The sequence below is a fragment of the Streptomyces luomodiensis genome (assembly GCF_031679605.1).
Lineage (GTDB): Bacteria > Actinomycetota > Actinomycetes > Streptomycetales > Streptomycetaceae > Streptomyces > Streptomyces luomodiensis.
The window spans coordinates 2,839,178-2,854,212 of sequence record NZ_CP117522.1 but is presented as its reverse complement, the minus strand read 5'-3'; the positions used below and the strand labels follow the sequence as shown (position 1 = coordinate 2,854,212).

Sequence of the window (15,035 nt, the reverse complement as noted above, 5' to 3'; positions counted from 1 at the left end):
GCTCGGCTCGCCTCGTCCGACGGTCGAGAACGCGCGGAACTGTCCGCACTACGGACAGAAATCTGGCAAATCCCCCATATCTCCGTGACTGGGTGGGCGTGGGCGAGCCGGGTGGATAGCCTGCTCGTATGGCCCTAGGCACCGCTTCCACCAGGACCGATCGCGCACGAACCGTGCGCGATCTGCTCGCGTCCGGCGAGCAGTCGTATTCCTTCGAGTTCTTCGCTCCCAAGACGGCGAAGGGCGAGCAGACGCTGTGGGACGCCATCCGCAGGCTGGAAGCCGTCTCGCCCACCTTCGTCTCCGTGACGTACGGAGCCGGCGGTTCCTCCCGCGAGGGCACCGTGCGCGCCACCGAGCGCATCGCCACGGACACCACGCTCACCCCCGTCGCCCATCTGACCGCGGTCAACCACTCCCGGGCCGAGCTGCGCAACATCATCGGGCAGTACGCCGACGCCGGGATCCGGAACATGCTGGCCCTGCGCGGCGATCCGCCGGGCGATCCGATGGGGGAGTGGATCCGGCACCCCGACGGTCTCACCTACGCCGCCGAGCTGGTCCGGCTGATCAAGGAGTCCGGGGACTTCTGCGTCGGCGTGGCCGCGTTCCCCGAGATGCACCCCCGGTCGACGGACTGGGACACCGACATCCGTCACTTCATCGACAAGTGCCGCGCGGGCGCCGACTTCGCCATCACGCAGATGTTCTTCTATCCGGAGGATTATCTGCGGTTGCGCGACCGGGTCGCGGCAACGGGCTGTACGACACCGATCATCCCTGAGATCATGCCCGTCACGAACATCAAGCAGATCGAGCGGTTCGCACAGCTCAGCAATGCCGCGTTCCCGCCCGAACTGGCGGACCGGATCCTGGCGGTGAAGGACGACGCGGCGGCTGTACGCTCGATCGGGATCGACTACGCCACGGAGTTGTGCGCGAGGTTGATGGCCGAGGAGATCCCCGGGCTGCACTTCATTACCCTGAACCACTCCACGGCGACGCTGGAGATCTACAAGAATCTGGGACTGCATCAGCGGTCCTGATGACGGCAGCCGACGGGCGGCCGCATTGAGAGGGGCGGGCATGGGCTGGACGGTCCTCTACATCGCTTTCGGCGTCGTCGCGCTGTGGCTGCTGGGGGAGGTCCTCCTCCAGTACAAGGCGCGGCTGCGCTGGCGGTTGCTGGCCTTCTGCGGCTTCCTGGGTGTGGTCGTCGGTGTGCTGATCCCGTCGGTTCCGGTGATCGGGGTGGGCGCGATCGCCTTCGCCATAGGCCAGACCTACGTGACGCTCTCCTTCCGGCGCGGTTTCGCCGCGGGCTGGGCGCTGCGCGGCGGGCTGCCGGGGCTGCTCGGGCGCGAGGAGAAGCGCCCCCGGCCGGACGACGCCGACAAGGAGCCGGTCCTCGAGGTGTCGGGCCTGGAGGCGGTCCCGGCGGCCCAGCCGGAGCCGACCGCGTACCAGCCGCAGCCGATGCCCGACGAGACCAGCGAGTACGGCGTCTACGACGAGCCGTCCCCCTTCACCCCGGCCTCCGGCCCCTACAGCGACAACGCGGCCGGCGACTACAGCGCGTACGAGACCTACGGCGGCTACGGCTCGCAGCAGGACCACGGGCTGGACCACGGACTGGGCCATGGACAGGAGCAGGGCCAGGGCTACGGCGGCCAGGACGTCTACGCGGACCAGACCCAGGCCGGGCAGTACGGCTACGGCAACGAGGCGTACGCGGCCTACGGCCAGCAGGACCCGTACGGCGGCGCCCAGCCCCAGCCCCAGGCCCAGCCCTACGAGCAGCAGTCCTACGGCCATCAGCAGTACACCGAGCAGTACGCGCCGTACGGCCAGCAGGATCCGTACGGCGGCGGGGACGGCGGGACCCTCGGCGGCGACCACTGGGCGGCCGACGCCTCCTACCCCTCGCCGGACCCGGCGTACGACGCGATGGGGCCCGGCGGGCCCTGGGTGCCGCAGCAGCGCGAGGGCGACGCCACCCCCGCGGCGGACCAGCAGGCGTACCCGTACCAGCAGCAGCACCCGGGCTACCCCCAGGGCTTCGACGAGCAGTACCGCTACTGAGACGCGGTACCGCCACTGACCGGTACCGCTGCTGGCGGTACCGACCGGCGCGGCCACCGACCGGCGCGGCCACCGGCTGGTACGGCAACCGGCCGGTACGGCCACTGAACCGGTGCCGCTGCTGGCCGGTACCCGTTACTGGGAGCCGCGCCAGTCCTCGCCCTCGACGATCAGCCCGGCCACCAGCGCGCCCGACATCCCGGCATGGGCGAGCCCGCCACCCGGATGGGCCCAGCCGCCCGCCAGATACAGCCCCGGAACCCGGGTGACATTGGCGGGCCGCAGAAACGCGCCGTCCGCTCCGGCGAGCGCGGGGCCCGGGACGCCACCGCCCCTGGCGCCCGTCTCGGCGCCGGTGTCGGCGGGGGTGCGGACCTCGTGCCACAGGATCCGGTCCCGCAGCCCCGGTATCGCGGCCTCGGCGGCGGTGATCAGCCGCTGGGCGTCCTGCTCAGCCGCCGCGCCGTCCGTCCAGTCCACCGGGCCGTGCGGGGCGACGACCGCGGTGAGGGTGACGGCCTCGTGGTCCTCGTCCGGGCGCACCGCGGGGTCGTCCGGGCGCAGCACGGTCACCGTGGGGTGCGCGCAGGGCTCGCGGAGGCCGTGGCCGTCGCCGAAGACGGCGGTCAACTCCGCCTCCCGGTCCGGGGTGTGGACCACGGTGCGGTGCGCGGTGTCGCCGGGGCGGGCGCCGCGCAGTGCCAGAAAGACGGTCAGCCGCCCCGGGACACCGCCTCCCGCGCCCGGCTCCGGCCGGACGTCCTCCGCCCGCCAGGGCTCCTGCCCGCCGAGCAGCGGGGGCAGCAGCGCCGGGTCGGTGCCCGAGACCACCGCGTCGGCCTCCGCGACAGTGCCGTCGGCCAGCTCCACACCCGCCGCCCGGCCGTCCTTCTCCACGATGCCGGTGACCTCGGCCTCGAAGTGGAATTCCACCTTCCGCTGACGGCAGCGCTCATGGAGGGCATCGGCGAGCGCCCGCATACCGCCGCGCACATACCAGGTGCCGAAGGTCTGCTCGATGTAGGGCAGCACGGTGGCCGCGGCGGGGGCGGAGCGCGGATCGAGGCCGTGCGCCAGCGCATGGCTCTCCAGGAGGGCCGCGGCGCGCGGGTCCCCCAGCTCGCGCCGGGCCACCCCGGCGAGCGTGGGCGGGCCGTCGGCGTCGCCCCGGCCGAACAGGCCGCCGAGCCATCCGCGCCGCACGGGCGCGGCCGGATAGGGATCGCGGCCCAGGACCCGCCAGTCGGCGCGCAGCGGCTCCTCCAGCAGCGGCCTGCGGGTGGCGTCCCACACCTCGCGCGCCCGGTTGACCAGATCGCTCCAGCGCTCGCCCGCGCCCGCGCCGAAGGCGCCGTCCAGCGCCTGGAGCACCCCCGCACGCGAGGCATTGGGCAGCCGGACGTCCGTGCCGTCGGCGAAGAGGTGCCGGCTCGCCGGGTCGACCTGGACCAGCTCGACGCTCTGCTCCAGGGTCTGCTTGCCCGTCTTCACGAACAGGTCCCGGTAGACGGCGGGCAGGTGCAGCAGCCCCGGACCCGTGTCGAACCGGAATCCGTCCCGCTCGAAGCGGCCGACCCCGCCGCCATGGGTCCGCCCGCGCTCGTACACCACCACCCGGTGGCCCGCCACGGCAAGCCGCGCGGCCGCCGCCATGGCGCCCATCCCGGAGCCGATCACCGCAATCCGTGCCATGACCGCGACTTTATCCGCACCCACTGACAACCGGGGCACGGCGCCTGAGGATCAGCGCGCACACCTGAGTACAGGTACTCAGGCGGGGAGATGAGTAGTCGCGCGGATGGGCCGCCACCTGCGCGGACGAGAGAGTGGAGCACACGGAAGGGCCGCACGCCGCACCGCCGGCACGGGGCGGCGGAACGGCGCGGCGGCCCGGACGGAATGGTGGGAGTCACCGGGAGTCTCAGGAACCAGGAGCCTCCAACGGGGGAAGTACGGGGGAGTTACGGGGGGAGGCGCTGTTCCGGTCAGGTCGATGGGGGTCGATCTGCCGGAACAGCGCCTTCTGCCGTTCGATGGCCGATGTTGTTCGGCGGCCGATGCCCTTCGACGGCCGAAGCCGCTTCCGGAGCCGCTATCCGGAAGCCACCGTCCCGCCGACGCGGCCCTGTAGCAGCCGCGACAGCGCCGCGTGCACATCATCCAGCGACCGCTCCGGCTGATAGGACTGCCAGTCCAGCGCGGCCACCAGCACCATCCCGAACAGCGCCGACGCGGTCAGCGGGATGTCGATGTCCCCGCTGAACTCATGCGCGGCCACCCCGGCCCGCAGCTCGGCCTCGATCGCCGCTATGGCCCGCTGCCGGACCCTCATCAAGGTGGCCTGCCAGGCGCGGTTGGTGCGCCACAGCTCGGCCACGTACAGCTGGGTCAGCGACGGATAGCGGGAGATGAAGTCCAGTCCGGCGCGGATCATCGCGTCCAGCGCGTCCACATGGCTGCCGCCGCGCTCGGCGTTCTCGTCGGCGGCGTTCTGGAGCGAGGCGGTCAGCAGCTCGATGCCGTGCCGCAGCAACTCCTCGAAGAGCACGGTCTTGCTGGCGAAGTTGTAGTAGATCGTGCCCTTGGCCACCCCCGCCCGCTCCGCGATCTCGTCGACGGTGGTGGCGGAGAAGCCCTGCTCGGCGATGAGGGTGACCGCTGCCTCGAAGAGTTTCTGCCGTGTGGCCTGGCGGCGCGTGCTGCTGCTGTCCATGGCGCCGATTCTGCCCGCTGTCGATGTGCTCCCGCTCACAGCCTCAGTTCCGGACGCGACCGCTCCACCGACCGCTCCACCGACCGCACCGCGACCACACCTGCCGATCGCGGCCAAGGACCCGGCATCGGGGGCATACGCACTGGTCAGGGCCGATTGTCAGTGGTGTGCCCCACGATGGCCCCATACGGCGGTCGCTCCACCACACGACCGGCCGCCACGCGACGACAGGAGGTTCGTCATGGCCAGTACCGCCGCAGCGCGTCGGCACCGTGCCGCCCCTGCCCCCTCGTTGACCGGACCCGCGAGCGATGTCCACCCCGTGCTGCGCCGCGCGTCCGCCCCGCCCGCCGCCGTCGACCTGCTCACCCAGGCCCATCACGGACTGGCGGAGGCCACCGCGCTCGAAACCGCCAACGAGCGCTTCGCGGCCGCACATCTGGCCGCCCTGCGCACGGCCGCCGCCGTGCTCGCCGTGCGCGGCCGTCCCGAGTCCACCGCGCGCCGCCGCGCCCGGATCCGCAGCGCCTGGGAGGTGCTGCCGGAGGTCGCTCCCGAACTCGCCGAGTGGAGCGCGCTGTTCGCCTCCGGCGCCGAGCGCCGGGCCCGCGCCGAGGCAGGGATACCGGGCGCGGCGAGCCACCGGGACGCGGATGATCTGCTGCGCGCCACCGCGATGTTCCTGCGGCTGGTGGAGCGCATGCTGACGCTCCAGCCCGCCCTGCCCCACCGGGTCCCGCCCGATGGCGGGCCGGGCCCGTCGGACGCCTGAGCGCGGCCCGGCGGCCGGTGGCCGGTGGGCGCGGCCCGGCCCGTGGAGGCAATAGGCTGGGAGCACCGACGTCAGTAAGCCGTCGTCGCCGCCTCCGGGCGGTGGCGGCACCGCGCCGAGGAGCCACCCGCCGTGTCAGACCCGCAGCGCCCCCGGGCGTCCCTCCGTACCGCCGTGGTCTGGGAGGTCCTGAAAGACGCCCTGGAACGGCGGGCCAAGGCCGCGGGCCGCAGGGCCGCGGAGGGCGGGGCCGCGCACGGTGCGCTGGACGTCCTCGACACGGGCGGCGGCAGCGGTAACTTCGCCGTCCCCGTGGCCGGCCTCGGCCATCGTGTCACCGTGGTCGACCCGAGCCCGAACGCGCTGTTCGCGCTGGAGCGGCGGGCCGCCGAGGCCGGGGTCGCCGACCGGGTGCGCGGAGTCCAGGGCGATGCCCACGGGCTGTTCGACGTGGTCGAGCGGGGCTGTTACGACGTGGTGCTCTGCCATGGCGTGCTGGAGTACGTGGACGACCCCGCCGAGGGCCTGGGGAACGCGGCGGCGGCCCTGCGCCCCGCCGGAACCCTCAGTGTGCTCGCCGCGGGCCTGGGCGGCGCCGTGCTGGCCCGCGCCCTGGCCGGGCACTTCGGCGAGGCGCGGCAAGCGCTTACCGACCCCGAGGGCCGCTGGGGCTCCGGCGACCCGATGCCGCGCCGCTTCACCGCCGACCAGCTGTGCGAGCTGGTGAGCGCGGCCGGGCTGGAGATCGCCGCGGTGCACGGGGTGCGGGTGTTCGCCGATCTCGTCCCCGGGGTGCTGGTGGACACCGAGCCCGGGGCGCTGGAGGCCCTGTTGCAGCTGGAGGAGGCCGCCGCCGAGCTGCCCGCGTTCCGCTCCGTCGCCACTCAGCTGCACGTTCTCGCCGAGCGTGACTGATCGCCACGCGTCTCGCCGGGCGGCGGGCGGCGCGGTGGAGTAGGCCACAGCACACCCGATCGGACGTCCGGCCCCGTATGATCGAGGTACACCGTCCGGCATGGCCAATCGGCGGGAGGGGAATGGACGTCTCAGCGTCAACTTTCGCCCCGCTTGCGGGGGTGGGCGAATTGGCGCTGAGGGGCGGGTTTCACGGGGGCGATTCCCTGCCTATCCTGAAAGGGTCGCATTCGGTCGCCCCCCGCGACCGACGAGTAGGAGGACTCCGTGCCGCTCTCGGAGCACGAGCAGCGCATGCTCGAGCAAATGGAGCGAGCGTTGTACGCCGAAGATCCCAAGTTCGCGACAGCGCTTGAGGGAAGCGGCCTGCGTACGTACACCCGGCGACGGGTCTACCAGGCGGTCGCGGGTTTTCTCGTGGGCATCGCACTCCTCATGGTCGGAGTGATCGTTCCCCAGATCTGGATCAGCGTGGTGGGCTTCCTGATCATGCTGGGTTGCGCGGTGCTCGCGGTGACCGGTTGGCGCAAGGCTCCTAAACCCGGTGAGGCACAGCGCGGCGGCGGGGCGGCTCCCCGCCGTCAGGGGCGTCAGCGCCGCTCGATGATGACGCGTATCGAGGAGCGGTGGCAGCGGCGCCGCGACGAGCAGGGCCACTGAGCATTCACGGATGAACGGCTGAGGGGCGGTCGCCGACCGGCGACCGCCCCTCAGCCGTGCCATGGCCCTTTCCACCGCCGCACAGCCACTCGACGGCCTCTCCATCGCCTTCCGGCCGTGCCCGCGACCCCGAGGCCCCGAACGCAACGCGACATCCCGAGGACCCCGTGAGGACCCCGAGGACGAGGAGCCCCGCAGCGGCCCGAGGCGCGCCTCGGACCGCCCCCACCCCCTGCGCATACCGCAGGGGGCTCAGGGCGGCCGCGGATCAGCTCCCCTGGCCCCGAGGGGCCCGCAGCTGGGCGGCCCAGCGGGCCCAGCGAGGGGCTCCCCACCGCTGGACCAGCGCGGACCAGCGCTGTCCGGCCGCCCACATCAGCTGCGCCGCGGACCGCGGGGCCAGCAGCGCACGCAGCCGCTCCCGCCGCCCGGCCCTGGCCCGGAAACCGGCCAGCACCAGCCGGACGTCGTCCGCGACCCCGGCGGCCGGACGCGGCCGCGGTGCGTACAGCACCTGCTCGACCGCCGTGGCCACCCGCTGCGCCGCACGGGCCGACTCGTCGTCGAGGTCGGCGATCCGCACCATGCGGGCCACCGCTCTGCGCGAGGTCAGCGAGTCGTCCGGCAGCACGCCGAAGTCCCAGGCCGAATCGGTGAGTTCCCGCCATGCGGCCAGGACCCGGTCGGCGGCGTCCTGCTCCGTGCGTCCGCCCGAGCCGCCCAGTCTGCGGGTCCGTATCCGCCGCCGCCACAGCATGGGCAGCAGGGGCACCACGACGAGCAGCACCGCCAGTGAGCTCCAGCTGGTGACCTTGGTCGCCGACCAGCCCCCGCCCGAGGCGCCACTGTCCGGCTGCTGGGCCGCGGCGCCGCCGCAGGTGCCCAGCTTCTTCATCTCCGCGGTGCAGCTCTCGGAGGCGGTCGGCGCGGCCGTCGGCTCCGAGGACGCGCTGGGCTCGGCCGTCGGCTCGTCGGACGGGTCGCCCGAGGGCGTCTGGTCGATCGTGTAGTCGGGCTGGGTGCCACGGCTCGGGGTGGGCTCGAAACGGGTCCAGCCCACGCCCTCGAAATACAGCTCGGGCCAGGCGTGCGCGTCCTTCAGGCCCACCGACACCGAACCGTCCGCCTCGGTGGTGCCGGGAGTGAACCCCACCGCCACCCGCGCCGGGATGCCCAGGGTCCGGGCCATCGCCGCCATCGAGAAGGAGAAGTGGACGCAGAAGCCCTCCTTCTGCTTCAGGAACCGCACGATGGCGGCCGAGCCGCTGCCGGACTGCACCTGGGTGTCGTAGCGGAACCCTCCGCTCACCGCGAACCAGTCCTGGAGCTTGACCGCCTTCTGGTACGCGTTGGCAGCGCCGGCGGTCACCTCCCGCGCCGTACGGGCCACCATGGGCGGCAACGAATCCGGCACCTTGGTGTACTCGCTCCGCAGCCGCGAAGGCGGCGCCGGTGCGTCCGCCAGCTGCTCGGCCGTCGGCTCCACCAGCAGACTGGTGACCCGGTAGCGCGCGCCCCGGGTGGTCTGGCCGCGGTCGCCGACCAGCGTGCGGCCCTCCGGCTCATAACGCCAGCGCCCGTCGATCTCGACCCGGGAAGCGGGGTAGGGGAGGGGCAGCCAGTTCTGCGCGTACCATTCGGCGGCCGTGATCGAGGTGTCGATCGAGGAGACCCTGACCGAGGGGCCGAGCCCGGCCGGTGAGGGCAGCTGGCTGGGCACATCGGTGACATGCCGCTCGGACGACTTCCACGAGGTGCCGTCGAACTGGTCCAGCGCGACGATCCGCAGATAGAGGTCCTGGGTGGTCTGCGAGGAGGTGCGATAGCGCAGCACCTCCTTGTTCTCCGGCTGGTTCAGGCTGTCCTGGAGCGACACCAGCGGATTGACCGCCGAGATCGTGCCGCCGCCGCTGCCCGACCCGCCGCCGCTGCCCTGCCGGTCCAGCAGCCCGCCGTCCAGGGACGGCAGCGCCGCGGGCACCGCGAGCGCGATGCCGAGCGCCAGCACGCCGATCCTGCGGCCGGTGCGGACCGGGGCGAGCGCCGGGCCGCCGCCGGCCCCGGCCAGGCCGGACGGCGGCATCCCCGGCGGATGCGGGGCGCCCCCGCTGAACACGCGGCCCCACTGGGACAGCCGGTCCCGGCCCTCGGCCAGGAGCAGCAGCAGATAGCCGACCGCCGCCAGCAGGAACCACAGCCAGTCGTTCCCGCCGTCGGACAGACCGGCCGCGACCGAGTACAGCGCGAGCAGCGGAAGCCCGGCGGGGGCCGCGCTGCGGTACGTCACCGCCAGCGCGTCGACCACCAGGCCGATCACCATCACCCCGCCCACCAGCATCAGCCGGATGCCGTCGGTGAGCGGCGCGGGGATCGCGTACTGCCCCACGTCGTCGGCGCCGTCCCGCAGCAGCAGCGCGAACTCGTGGAACGCCTGCGGGCTCGGCAGCAGCCCGCCGAGCGCCTGCTCGCGCACGAAGGCCACGGTGAGCAGCAGCAGCGTCACCAAAGCCTGCACGGCCACCGTCAGCGGGCGGGCCAGCGGCACCCGGCGGGCCGCCACGCCCGCCGCGCTCTGCACCGCCAGCAGCAGGACGGCCTGGAGCAGCCAGCTCGCCGGATCCACCAGCGGCAGCAGCGCACCGGCCGCCGCCACCGTGGCCAGCGTCGCGCATATCGCGAGCCGAACACTTCCACTCATGCCCAGCTCCCTGTCATACCGCCGACCGCGGGGCCCTCGGCCTCCGCCCGGGTGGCGCCCTGGCCGTCGGCCTGCCGCCACAGCTGTGCCAGCGAGGCCCCCGGACCGACCGGCAGCGCCGTCCACCCCGCCTCGCGCAGCCGCCGCAGCCGCTCCCGCAGCTCCGGTCCGTCCCCGAACCCCGCCCCGCGCGACCAGGCCGCGCCGTCCAGCACGAACGCCACCGCCGCCGTGGTGCGGTGCCGCATCCGGGCGGCCATCGCCGCCTGCTCCTCGTCCAGATCGCCCAGGAAGGCCACCAGCAGCCCCTCACCGCCGCCGCGCAGCACCTCATAGGCGGGCGAGAGCCCTCCGCCGTCGGAATGGTCCACCACGGCGAGGGTGTCCAGCATCAGCCCGGCCGTCTCCGCCGAGTCGTGCCTGGAACCGGCGAACCCACCGCCGCCGTCCGGGCCCGGCACCGAGCTTCCGGAGTCGGTCAGCAGCCGGACCGCATAGCCCCGCTCCAGCAGGTGGACCGCGGCCGACGCCGCCCCGGAGACCGCCCATTCGAAGGCCGAGCCGGGCCCTGAGCCGTGGTGGGCCGTGCGCCGGGTGTCCAGCAGCACCGTGCAGTGGGCCCGCTGCGGCTGCTCCTCCCGGCGGACCATGAGCTCCCCGTAGCGCGCGGTGGACCGCCAGTGCACCCGGCGCAGATCGTCGCCGACGCGATAGCCGCGCGGAATGACATCGTCCTCACCGGCCAGCGCCAGCGAGCGGTGCCGTCCGTCCCCGTACCCCGCGGCCTCACCGGTCAGGCGCACCGGGGGCAGCGGCTCGACCTGGGGCACCACCGTGAGCGTGTCATAGGCGCTGAAGGCGCGGGTGAGCTCGCACATCCCGAACGGATCGCTCAGCCGCAGCTGGAGCGGGCCCAGCGGATAGCGGCCACGCAGATCCGAGCGGACCCGGTAGGACACCTCGCGCCGCCCGCCCGGCTCCACCCGGTCCAGCACGAACCGGGGGCGCGGCCCCAGCACATAGGGCACCCGGTCCTGGAGCATCAGCAGCCCGGTGGGCAGCCGCGAGACATTGTCCATCCGCAGATGCACCCGGGCCTCCGTGCCCGCCGGGACCCGCGCGGGCGTGAGCCGCCTGCTGCCCGCCACCCGGTACCGGGTGCGGTGGACCACGGCCACGCAGACCAGCGGCAGCGCGGCCAGCAGCAGCCCGACCCGCAGCAGATCCGCCTGGCCCAGGATGTAGCTGCACACCGCGGCGGCCACCCCCGCGGCCAGGAAGGAACGGCCGCGGGTCGTCAGACCGGCGAGGGCGGCCCGCAGCCCGCCCGAGCGCTCCCCGTCGCCGCCGGTGCCCTCGGGCCCCATGTCCGTCCCCCCTGCGGTCATCACAGCCTCCGCGCGCCCGGCTGCTGCCGGCCGTAGTCGGCCGGGGGCATGGGCGGCATGGGCGGCGGCATCGCACCCGCGCCGCGCGGGCCGGAGGCGGGCACCGGGGTGCGCTGGAGTATGTCCGCGACGACCTGCTCCGAGGTGCGCCGGTTCAGCTGGGCCTGCGCGGTGGGCAGCAGCCGGTGCGCCAGCACCGGGACGGCGAGGGACTGCACATCGTCCGGCAGCGCGAAGTCCCGCCCGGCCAGCGCGGCCGACGCCTTGGCGGCCCGCAGCAGATGCAGCGTGGCCCGGGGCGAGGCGCCCAGCCGCAGATCCGGGTGGTTGCGGGTGGCGGCCACCAGGTCCACCGCGTACCGCCGGACGGCCTCGGCGACGTGCACCGTGCGCACCGTCTCGACCAGCTTGGCGATCTCATGGGCGTGCGCGACGGGTTGCATGTCGTCCAGCGGGGAGACACCGCCGTGGATGTCCAGCATCGCCAGCTCGGCCTGCGGGCTGGGATACCCGATGGAGACCCGGGCCATGAAGCGGTCGCGCTGCGCCTCGGGCAGCGGATAGGTGCCCTCCATCTCGACCGGGTTCTGGGTGGCCACCACCATGAACGGGTTGGGCAGCTCATAGCTCTGCCCGTCGATGGTGACCTGGCGCTCCTCCATCGATTCCAGCAGCGCGGACTGGGTCTTGGGCGAGGCGCGGTTGATCTCGTCGCCGATCACGATCTGGGCGAAGATGGCGCCCGGCTTGAACTCGAACTCCTTGCGCTGCTGGTCGAAGATGCTCACGCCGGTGATGTCGGACGGCAACAGATCCGGGGTGAACTGGATCCGCCGCACGGAGCAGTCGATGGACCGGGCGAGCGCCTTGGCCAGCATCGTCTTGCCCACGCCCGGGACGTCCTCGATCAGCAGATGCCCCTCGGCGAGCAGCACGGTCAGCGAAAGCCGTACGACCTCGGGCTTGCCCTCGATCACACCCTCCACCGACCGGCGGACCCGCTCAGCTGTGGTGGTCAGATCGCTGAGGCTCGCTCGCTCGTCATAGGTCGTCACCCGGCCCTCCTCGGCCCGTTCTCAGGGCCGCTGCCCTCGGAACGGACCGGCCCACCGCAAACGCCGCCATCGGTCCCCCGCGTGGTCGCGGGGGGCGATGTCACCTATGCATTCTTGCGGTCTCCGCGGCCTCGCGTCACTCGGCTGTGGATAACCCGGGGTTATTTGTCATGCTTGTGCGAGTTCGGGTGCTGAATCGTGCTGAATCCCCTCAGCACCCCCTCGGCGTCGTCTCACGCCCGCGGCGCGACCTCCCGCAGCAGACCCGTCGTCACATCGAAGACAAAACCGCGGACATCGTCGGTGTGCAACAGGAACGGCGAGGTGCGCACCCGCTGCATCGACTGGCGGACATCGGCGTCGAGGTCCCGGAACGCCTCGACCGCCCACGACGGCCGCTGGCCCACCTCTTCCTCCAGCTCGTGCCGGAAGTCCTCGGTGAGGTTCAGCAGACCGCAGCCGGTGTGGTGGATGAGCACGACGCTGCGGGTCCCGAGCGCGCGCTGGCTGATGGTCAGGGATCGGATGATGTCATCGGTGACCACACCGCCCGCGTTGCGGATGGTGTGACAGTCGCCCAGCTCCAGGCCGAGCGCCTCGTGCAGGTCCAGACGGGCGTCCATGCACGCGACGATGGCGACGCGCCGCACGGGCCGCGCGTCCATCCCGGGGTCGGTGAACTTCTCGGCGTACTTGCGGTTGGCCTCCACAAGGCTGTCGGTGACCGTCTCTCCCGTGCGGGCGTCGCGGTCGGCGGGCGGGTTCGGCTGCGGCGCTGATATCGACATGGCTATGACGCTACCTCTCACCAGCGGATTTTGTCTTCTCTTTAGGTAGTGCAAACGAGGGCAACCGGGTGGGCCGAAGGGGTGATGTGAGGCAATCCACAACCCCGTGGGCCGCGCTGTGCGGCGCACGGGGGGCGGTGATGTCACCCCTGGGCCGGGACGCGCTGGCCGGTTGGTTGACCGAAGGGACGAGTGCACTAAAGTGGCGCGAAGTGGGAGGCGTGACGCTCCCCTCGGATCCCGGAATTTCGCGTGAGCGCGGTGCGTACGTACCCCTCGGCCTCCTCCCGCTCCGGTCGCCTGACGTCACTTCCCCGGCGCCAGTAGGCCGCTTCCCCTTCAGAGCGGGTGGGGACCCGGAGGTGCGTGCCTTCCTCGCCCGACCCTAAGAAGGGCGCACGAGCAGCGCAATGAGCAGCAACGCTCTCCATGTTCCCGTCATGCTCCAGCGCTGTCTGGACATGCTGGCCCCCGCTCTCGCCCAGCCCGGCGCGGTCGTGGTCGACTGCACCCTGGGCCTCGGCGGCCACAGCGAGGCGCTGCTGCGCGACTTCCCCGAGGTCCGGCTGATCGCCCTCGACCGCGACCCGGCCGCGCTGCGGCTCGCCGGTGAGCGGCTCGCCCCGTACGGCGATCGGGCGACGCTGGTCCACGCGGTCTACGACGAGCTGCCCGAGGTCCTCGACCGGCTCGGTGTGCCGCGCGTCCAGGGGGTCCTCTTCGACCTCGGCGTGTCGTCCATGCAGCTGGACGAGGCCGAGCGCGGTTTCGCCTACGCCCAGGACGCCCCGCTGGACATGCGGATGGACCAGACCACCGGGGTCAGCGCGGCGGAGGTGCTCAACACCTATCCGCCGGGTGAGCTGGTGCGCATCCTGCGGGCGTACGGCGAGGAGAAGTTCGCCAAGAAGATCGTGGACGCGGTGGTGCGCGAGCGCGCCAAGGAGCCGTTCACCACCAGCGCCCGGCTCGTCGAACTGATCCGCGAGGCGCTGCCGCAGGCCGCCAAGCGCACCGGCGGCAACCCGGCCAAGCGCACCTTCCAGGCGCTGCGCATCGAGGTCAACGGCGAGCTCGCGGTCCTGGAACGGGCCATTCCGGCGGCCGTCGGGACGCTCGCGGTCGGCGGGCGGATCGCCGTGCTGTCGTATCACTCGCTGGAGGACCGCCTGGTCAAGCAGGTGTTCGCGGCCGGTGCCAGCCATACGGCACCCCCCGGGCTGCCGATCGTCCCCGAGCGCTACCAGCCCCGGCTGAAGCTGCTCACCCGTGGCGCGGAGCTGCCCACCGAGGAGGAGATCGCCGAGAACCGCCGAGCCGCTCCGGCCCGGTTCCGGGCGGCCGAGCGCATCCGGGAAGAGGTGGCACCTTGAGCACGCGGGGGGCGGGGGCGAAAGGCCGGCCGGTGCCGGGGGGGACCACGGCCAAGCGCACGCCCTTCGTGCTGCTCGTCGTGGTCCTGCTCGGCTCCGGCCTGATCGCGCTGCTGCTGCTGAACTCCTCCCTCAACCAGGGCTCGTTCGAGCTCAGCAGGCTCGAGAAGCAGACCAAGGAGCTCACCGACGAGCGCCAGGCGCTCCAGCAGGACGTCGACAAGCTCTCCGCGCCCGGCGAGCTGGAGCGGCGCGCCCGTGAGCTGGGGATGGTGCCCGGCGGCAATCCCGCCTTCCTCAACCCGGACGGCACGGTCAGCGGCGTGCCCACCCCCGCCACGGAGCAGCCCTCGGTGCTCGGCGCCCCCAGGCCCGTGCCGCCGTCCGCGCTCGCGCGCACGCCGTCGAAGGCGCCCGTACCGTCCGTCCTCGCGTCGCCGGCCGCACCGGCCGCTCCGGCCGCCCCCTCCGCCTCCGCCTCCGCGAAGTCCACCCCGGCCCCCTAGGAGGTGACACGGTGACGCGATCCCCAGCCCGCGCCCCGTCCAGCCCGTCCGCGCCGACCACCGCACACGCCCCGTGGACGGCCGC

13 protein-coding genes are annotated in these 15,035 nt (G+C 73.1%); 7 read left to right on the top strand and 6 right to left on the bottom strand.

The genetic code is table 11. From position 1 onward, the window contains the following. Window positions 1-128: 128 nt before the first annotated feature. Window positions 129-1,046, top strand: a complete 918-nt coding sequence (gene metF, locus PS467_RS12245; protein WP_311035293.1) for a methylenetetrahydrofolate reductase [NAD(P)H] — start codon at window positions 129-131, stop codon at window positions 1,044-1,046. 40 nt (window positions 1,047-1,086) lie between these two features. Beyond that, on the top strand, window positions 1,087-2,082 hold the full coding sequence (locus PS467_RS12240; protein WP_311035292.1) for a hypothetical protein: 996 nt from the start codon (window positions 1,087-1,089) through the stop codon (window positions 2,080-2,082). Window positions 2,083-2,217: 135 nt separating this feature from the next. On the opposite strand, the gene PS467_RS12235 is transcribed toward PS467_RS12240, so the two are convergent. Both PS467_RS12235 and PS467_RS12230 read right to left on the bottom strand, forming a co-directional pair. Continuing rightward, a complete protein-coding gene (locus PS467_RS12235; RefSeq protein ID WP_311035291.1) occupies window positions 2,218-3,774 on the bottom strand; it encodes a phytoene desaturase family protein in 1,557 nt (518 codons plus the stop codon). 400 nt (window positions 3,775-4,174) lie between these two features. Then, window positions 4,175-4,795: a TetR/AcrR family transcriptional regulator gene (locus PS467_RS12230; protein WP_311035290.1), complete on the bottom strand. Its 621-nt coding sequence runs from the start codon at window positions 4,793-4,795 to the stop codon at window positions 4,175-4,177. Window positions 4,796-5,036: 241 nt separating this feature from the next. Between PS467_RS12230 and PS467_RS12225 the strand changes: the two genes are divergently transcribed. From PS467_RS12225 to PS467_RS12215, 3 genes are all read left to right on the top strand, one after another. Further along, window positions 5,037-5,567 (top strand): SAV_6107 family HEPN domain-containing protein, encoded by a 531-nt coding sequence (locus tag PS467_RS12225; RefSeq protein ID WP_311035289.1) that lies wholly within the window; start codon window positions 5,037-5,039, stop codon window positions 5,565-5,567. Between the two features lie 132 nt (window positions 5,568-5,699). Further along, entirely contained in the window at window positions 5,700-6,482 is a 783-nt protein-coding gene (locus PS467_RS12220; RefSeq protein ID WP_311035288.1) for a methyltransferase, read from the top strand. 267 nt (window positions 6,483-6,749) lie between these two features. Then, a complete protein-coding gene (locus tag PS467_RS12215; RefSeq protein ID WP_030831620.1) occupies window positions 6,750-7,142 on the top strand; it encodes an SCO2097 family morphological protein in 393 nt (130 codons plus the stop codon). A gap of 268 nt (window positions 7,143-7,410) precedes the next feature. Here the strand turns inward: PS467_RS12215 and PS467_RS12210 are convergent, their stop codons facing one another. The 4 genes from PS467_RS12210 to PS467_RS12195 all read right to left on the bottom strand — a co-directional run bounded on the left by PS467_RS12210 (window position 7,411) and on the right by PS467_RS12195 (window position 13,071). Then, window positions 7,411-9,840: a transglutaminase TgpA family protein gene (locus tag PS467_RS12210; protein WP_311035287.1), complete on the bottom strand. Its 2,430-nt coding sequence runs from the start codon at window positions 9,838-9,840 to the stop codon at window positions 7,411-7,413. Continuing rightward, window positions 9,837-11,228 carry a DUF58 domain-containing protein gene (locus PS467_RS12205; protein ID WP_311035286.1) on the bottom strand — a complete coding sequence of 464 codons (1,392 nt, stop codon included), beginning with the start codon at window positions 11,226-11,228 and terminating at the stop codon, window positions 9,837-9,839. Before PS467_RS12205 ends, PS467_RS12210 begins: the two co-directional genes overlap by 4 nt. Further along, window positions 11,228-12,283 (bottom strand): AAA family ATPase, encoded by a 1,056-nt coding sequence (locus PS467_RS12200; RefSeq protein ID WP_268971483.1) that lies wholly within the window; start codon window positions 12,281-12,283, stop codon window positions 11,228-11,230. Before PS467_RS12200 ends, PS467_RS12205 begins: the two co-directional genes overlap by 1 nt. A 233-nt stretch (window positions 12,284-12,516) precedes the next feature. Then, window positions 12,517-13,071: a beta-class carbonic anhydrase gene (locus tag PS467_RS12195; RefSeq protein ID WP_311035285.1), complete on the bottom strand. Its 555-nt coding sequence runs from the start codon at window positions 13,069-13,071 to the stop codon at window positions 12,517-12,519. Between the two features lie 410 nt (window positions 13,072-13,481). Here PS467_RS12195 and rsmH point away from each other — a divergent pair, with 410 nt between their 5' ends. Further along, window positions 13,482-14,444, top strand: coding sequence for a 16S rRNA (cytosine(1402)-N(4))-methyltransferase RsmH (rsmH, locus tag PS467_RS12190; protein ID WP_311035284.1), 963 nt, complete (start codon window positions 13,482-13,484; stop codon window positions 14,442-14,444). After that, on the top strand, window positions 14,441-14,950 hold the full coding sequence (gene ftsL / locus PS467_RS12185; protein WP_311035283.1) for a cell division protein FtsL: 510 nt from the start codon (window positions 14,441-14,443) through the stop codon (window positions 14,948-14,950). The genes rsmH and ftsL overlap by 4 nt, the downstream gene beginning before the upstream one ends. Window positions 14,951-15,035 lie beyond the last annotated feature (85 nt).

Bases quoted from the DNA above. Each gene is read 5' to 3' on its own strand.
- metF (WP_311035293.1), top strand. From the start codon at position 129: ATGGCCCTAGGCACCGCTTCCACCAGGACCGATCGCGCACGAACCGTG.
- PS467_RS12240 (WP_311035292.1), top strand. From the start codon at position 1,087: ATGGGCTGGACGGTCCTCTACATCGCTTTCGGCGTCGTCGCGCTGTGG.
- PS467_RS12235 (WP_311035291.1), bottom strand. From the start codon at position 3,774: ATGGCACGGATTGCGGTGATCGGCTCCGGGATGGGCGCCATGGCGGCG.
- PS467_RS12230 (WP_311035290.1), bottom strand. From the start codon at position 4,795: ATGGACAGCAGCAGCACGCGCCGCCAGGCCACACGGCAGAAACTCTTC.
- PS467_RS12225 (WP_311035289.1), top strand. From the start codon at position 5,037: ATGGCCAGTACCGCCGCAGCGCGTCGGCACCGTGCCGCCCCTGCCCCC.
- PS467_RS12210 (WP_311035287.1), bottom strand. From the start codon at position 9,840: ATGAGTGGAAGTGTTCGGCTCGCGATATGCGCGACGCTGGCCACGGTG.
- PS467_RS12205 (WP_311035286.1), bottom strand. From the start codon at position 11,228: ATGACCGCAGGGGGGACGGACATGGGGCCCGAGGGCACCGGCGGCGAC.
- PS467_RS12195 (WP_311035285.1), bottom strand. From the start codon at position 13,071: ATGTCGATATCAGCGCCGCAGCCGAACCCGCCCGCCGACCGCGACGCC.
- rsmH (WP_311035284.1), top strand. From the start codon at position 13,482: ATGAGCAGCAACGCTCTCCATGTTCCCGTCATGCTCCAGCGCTGTCTG.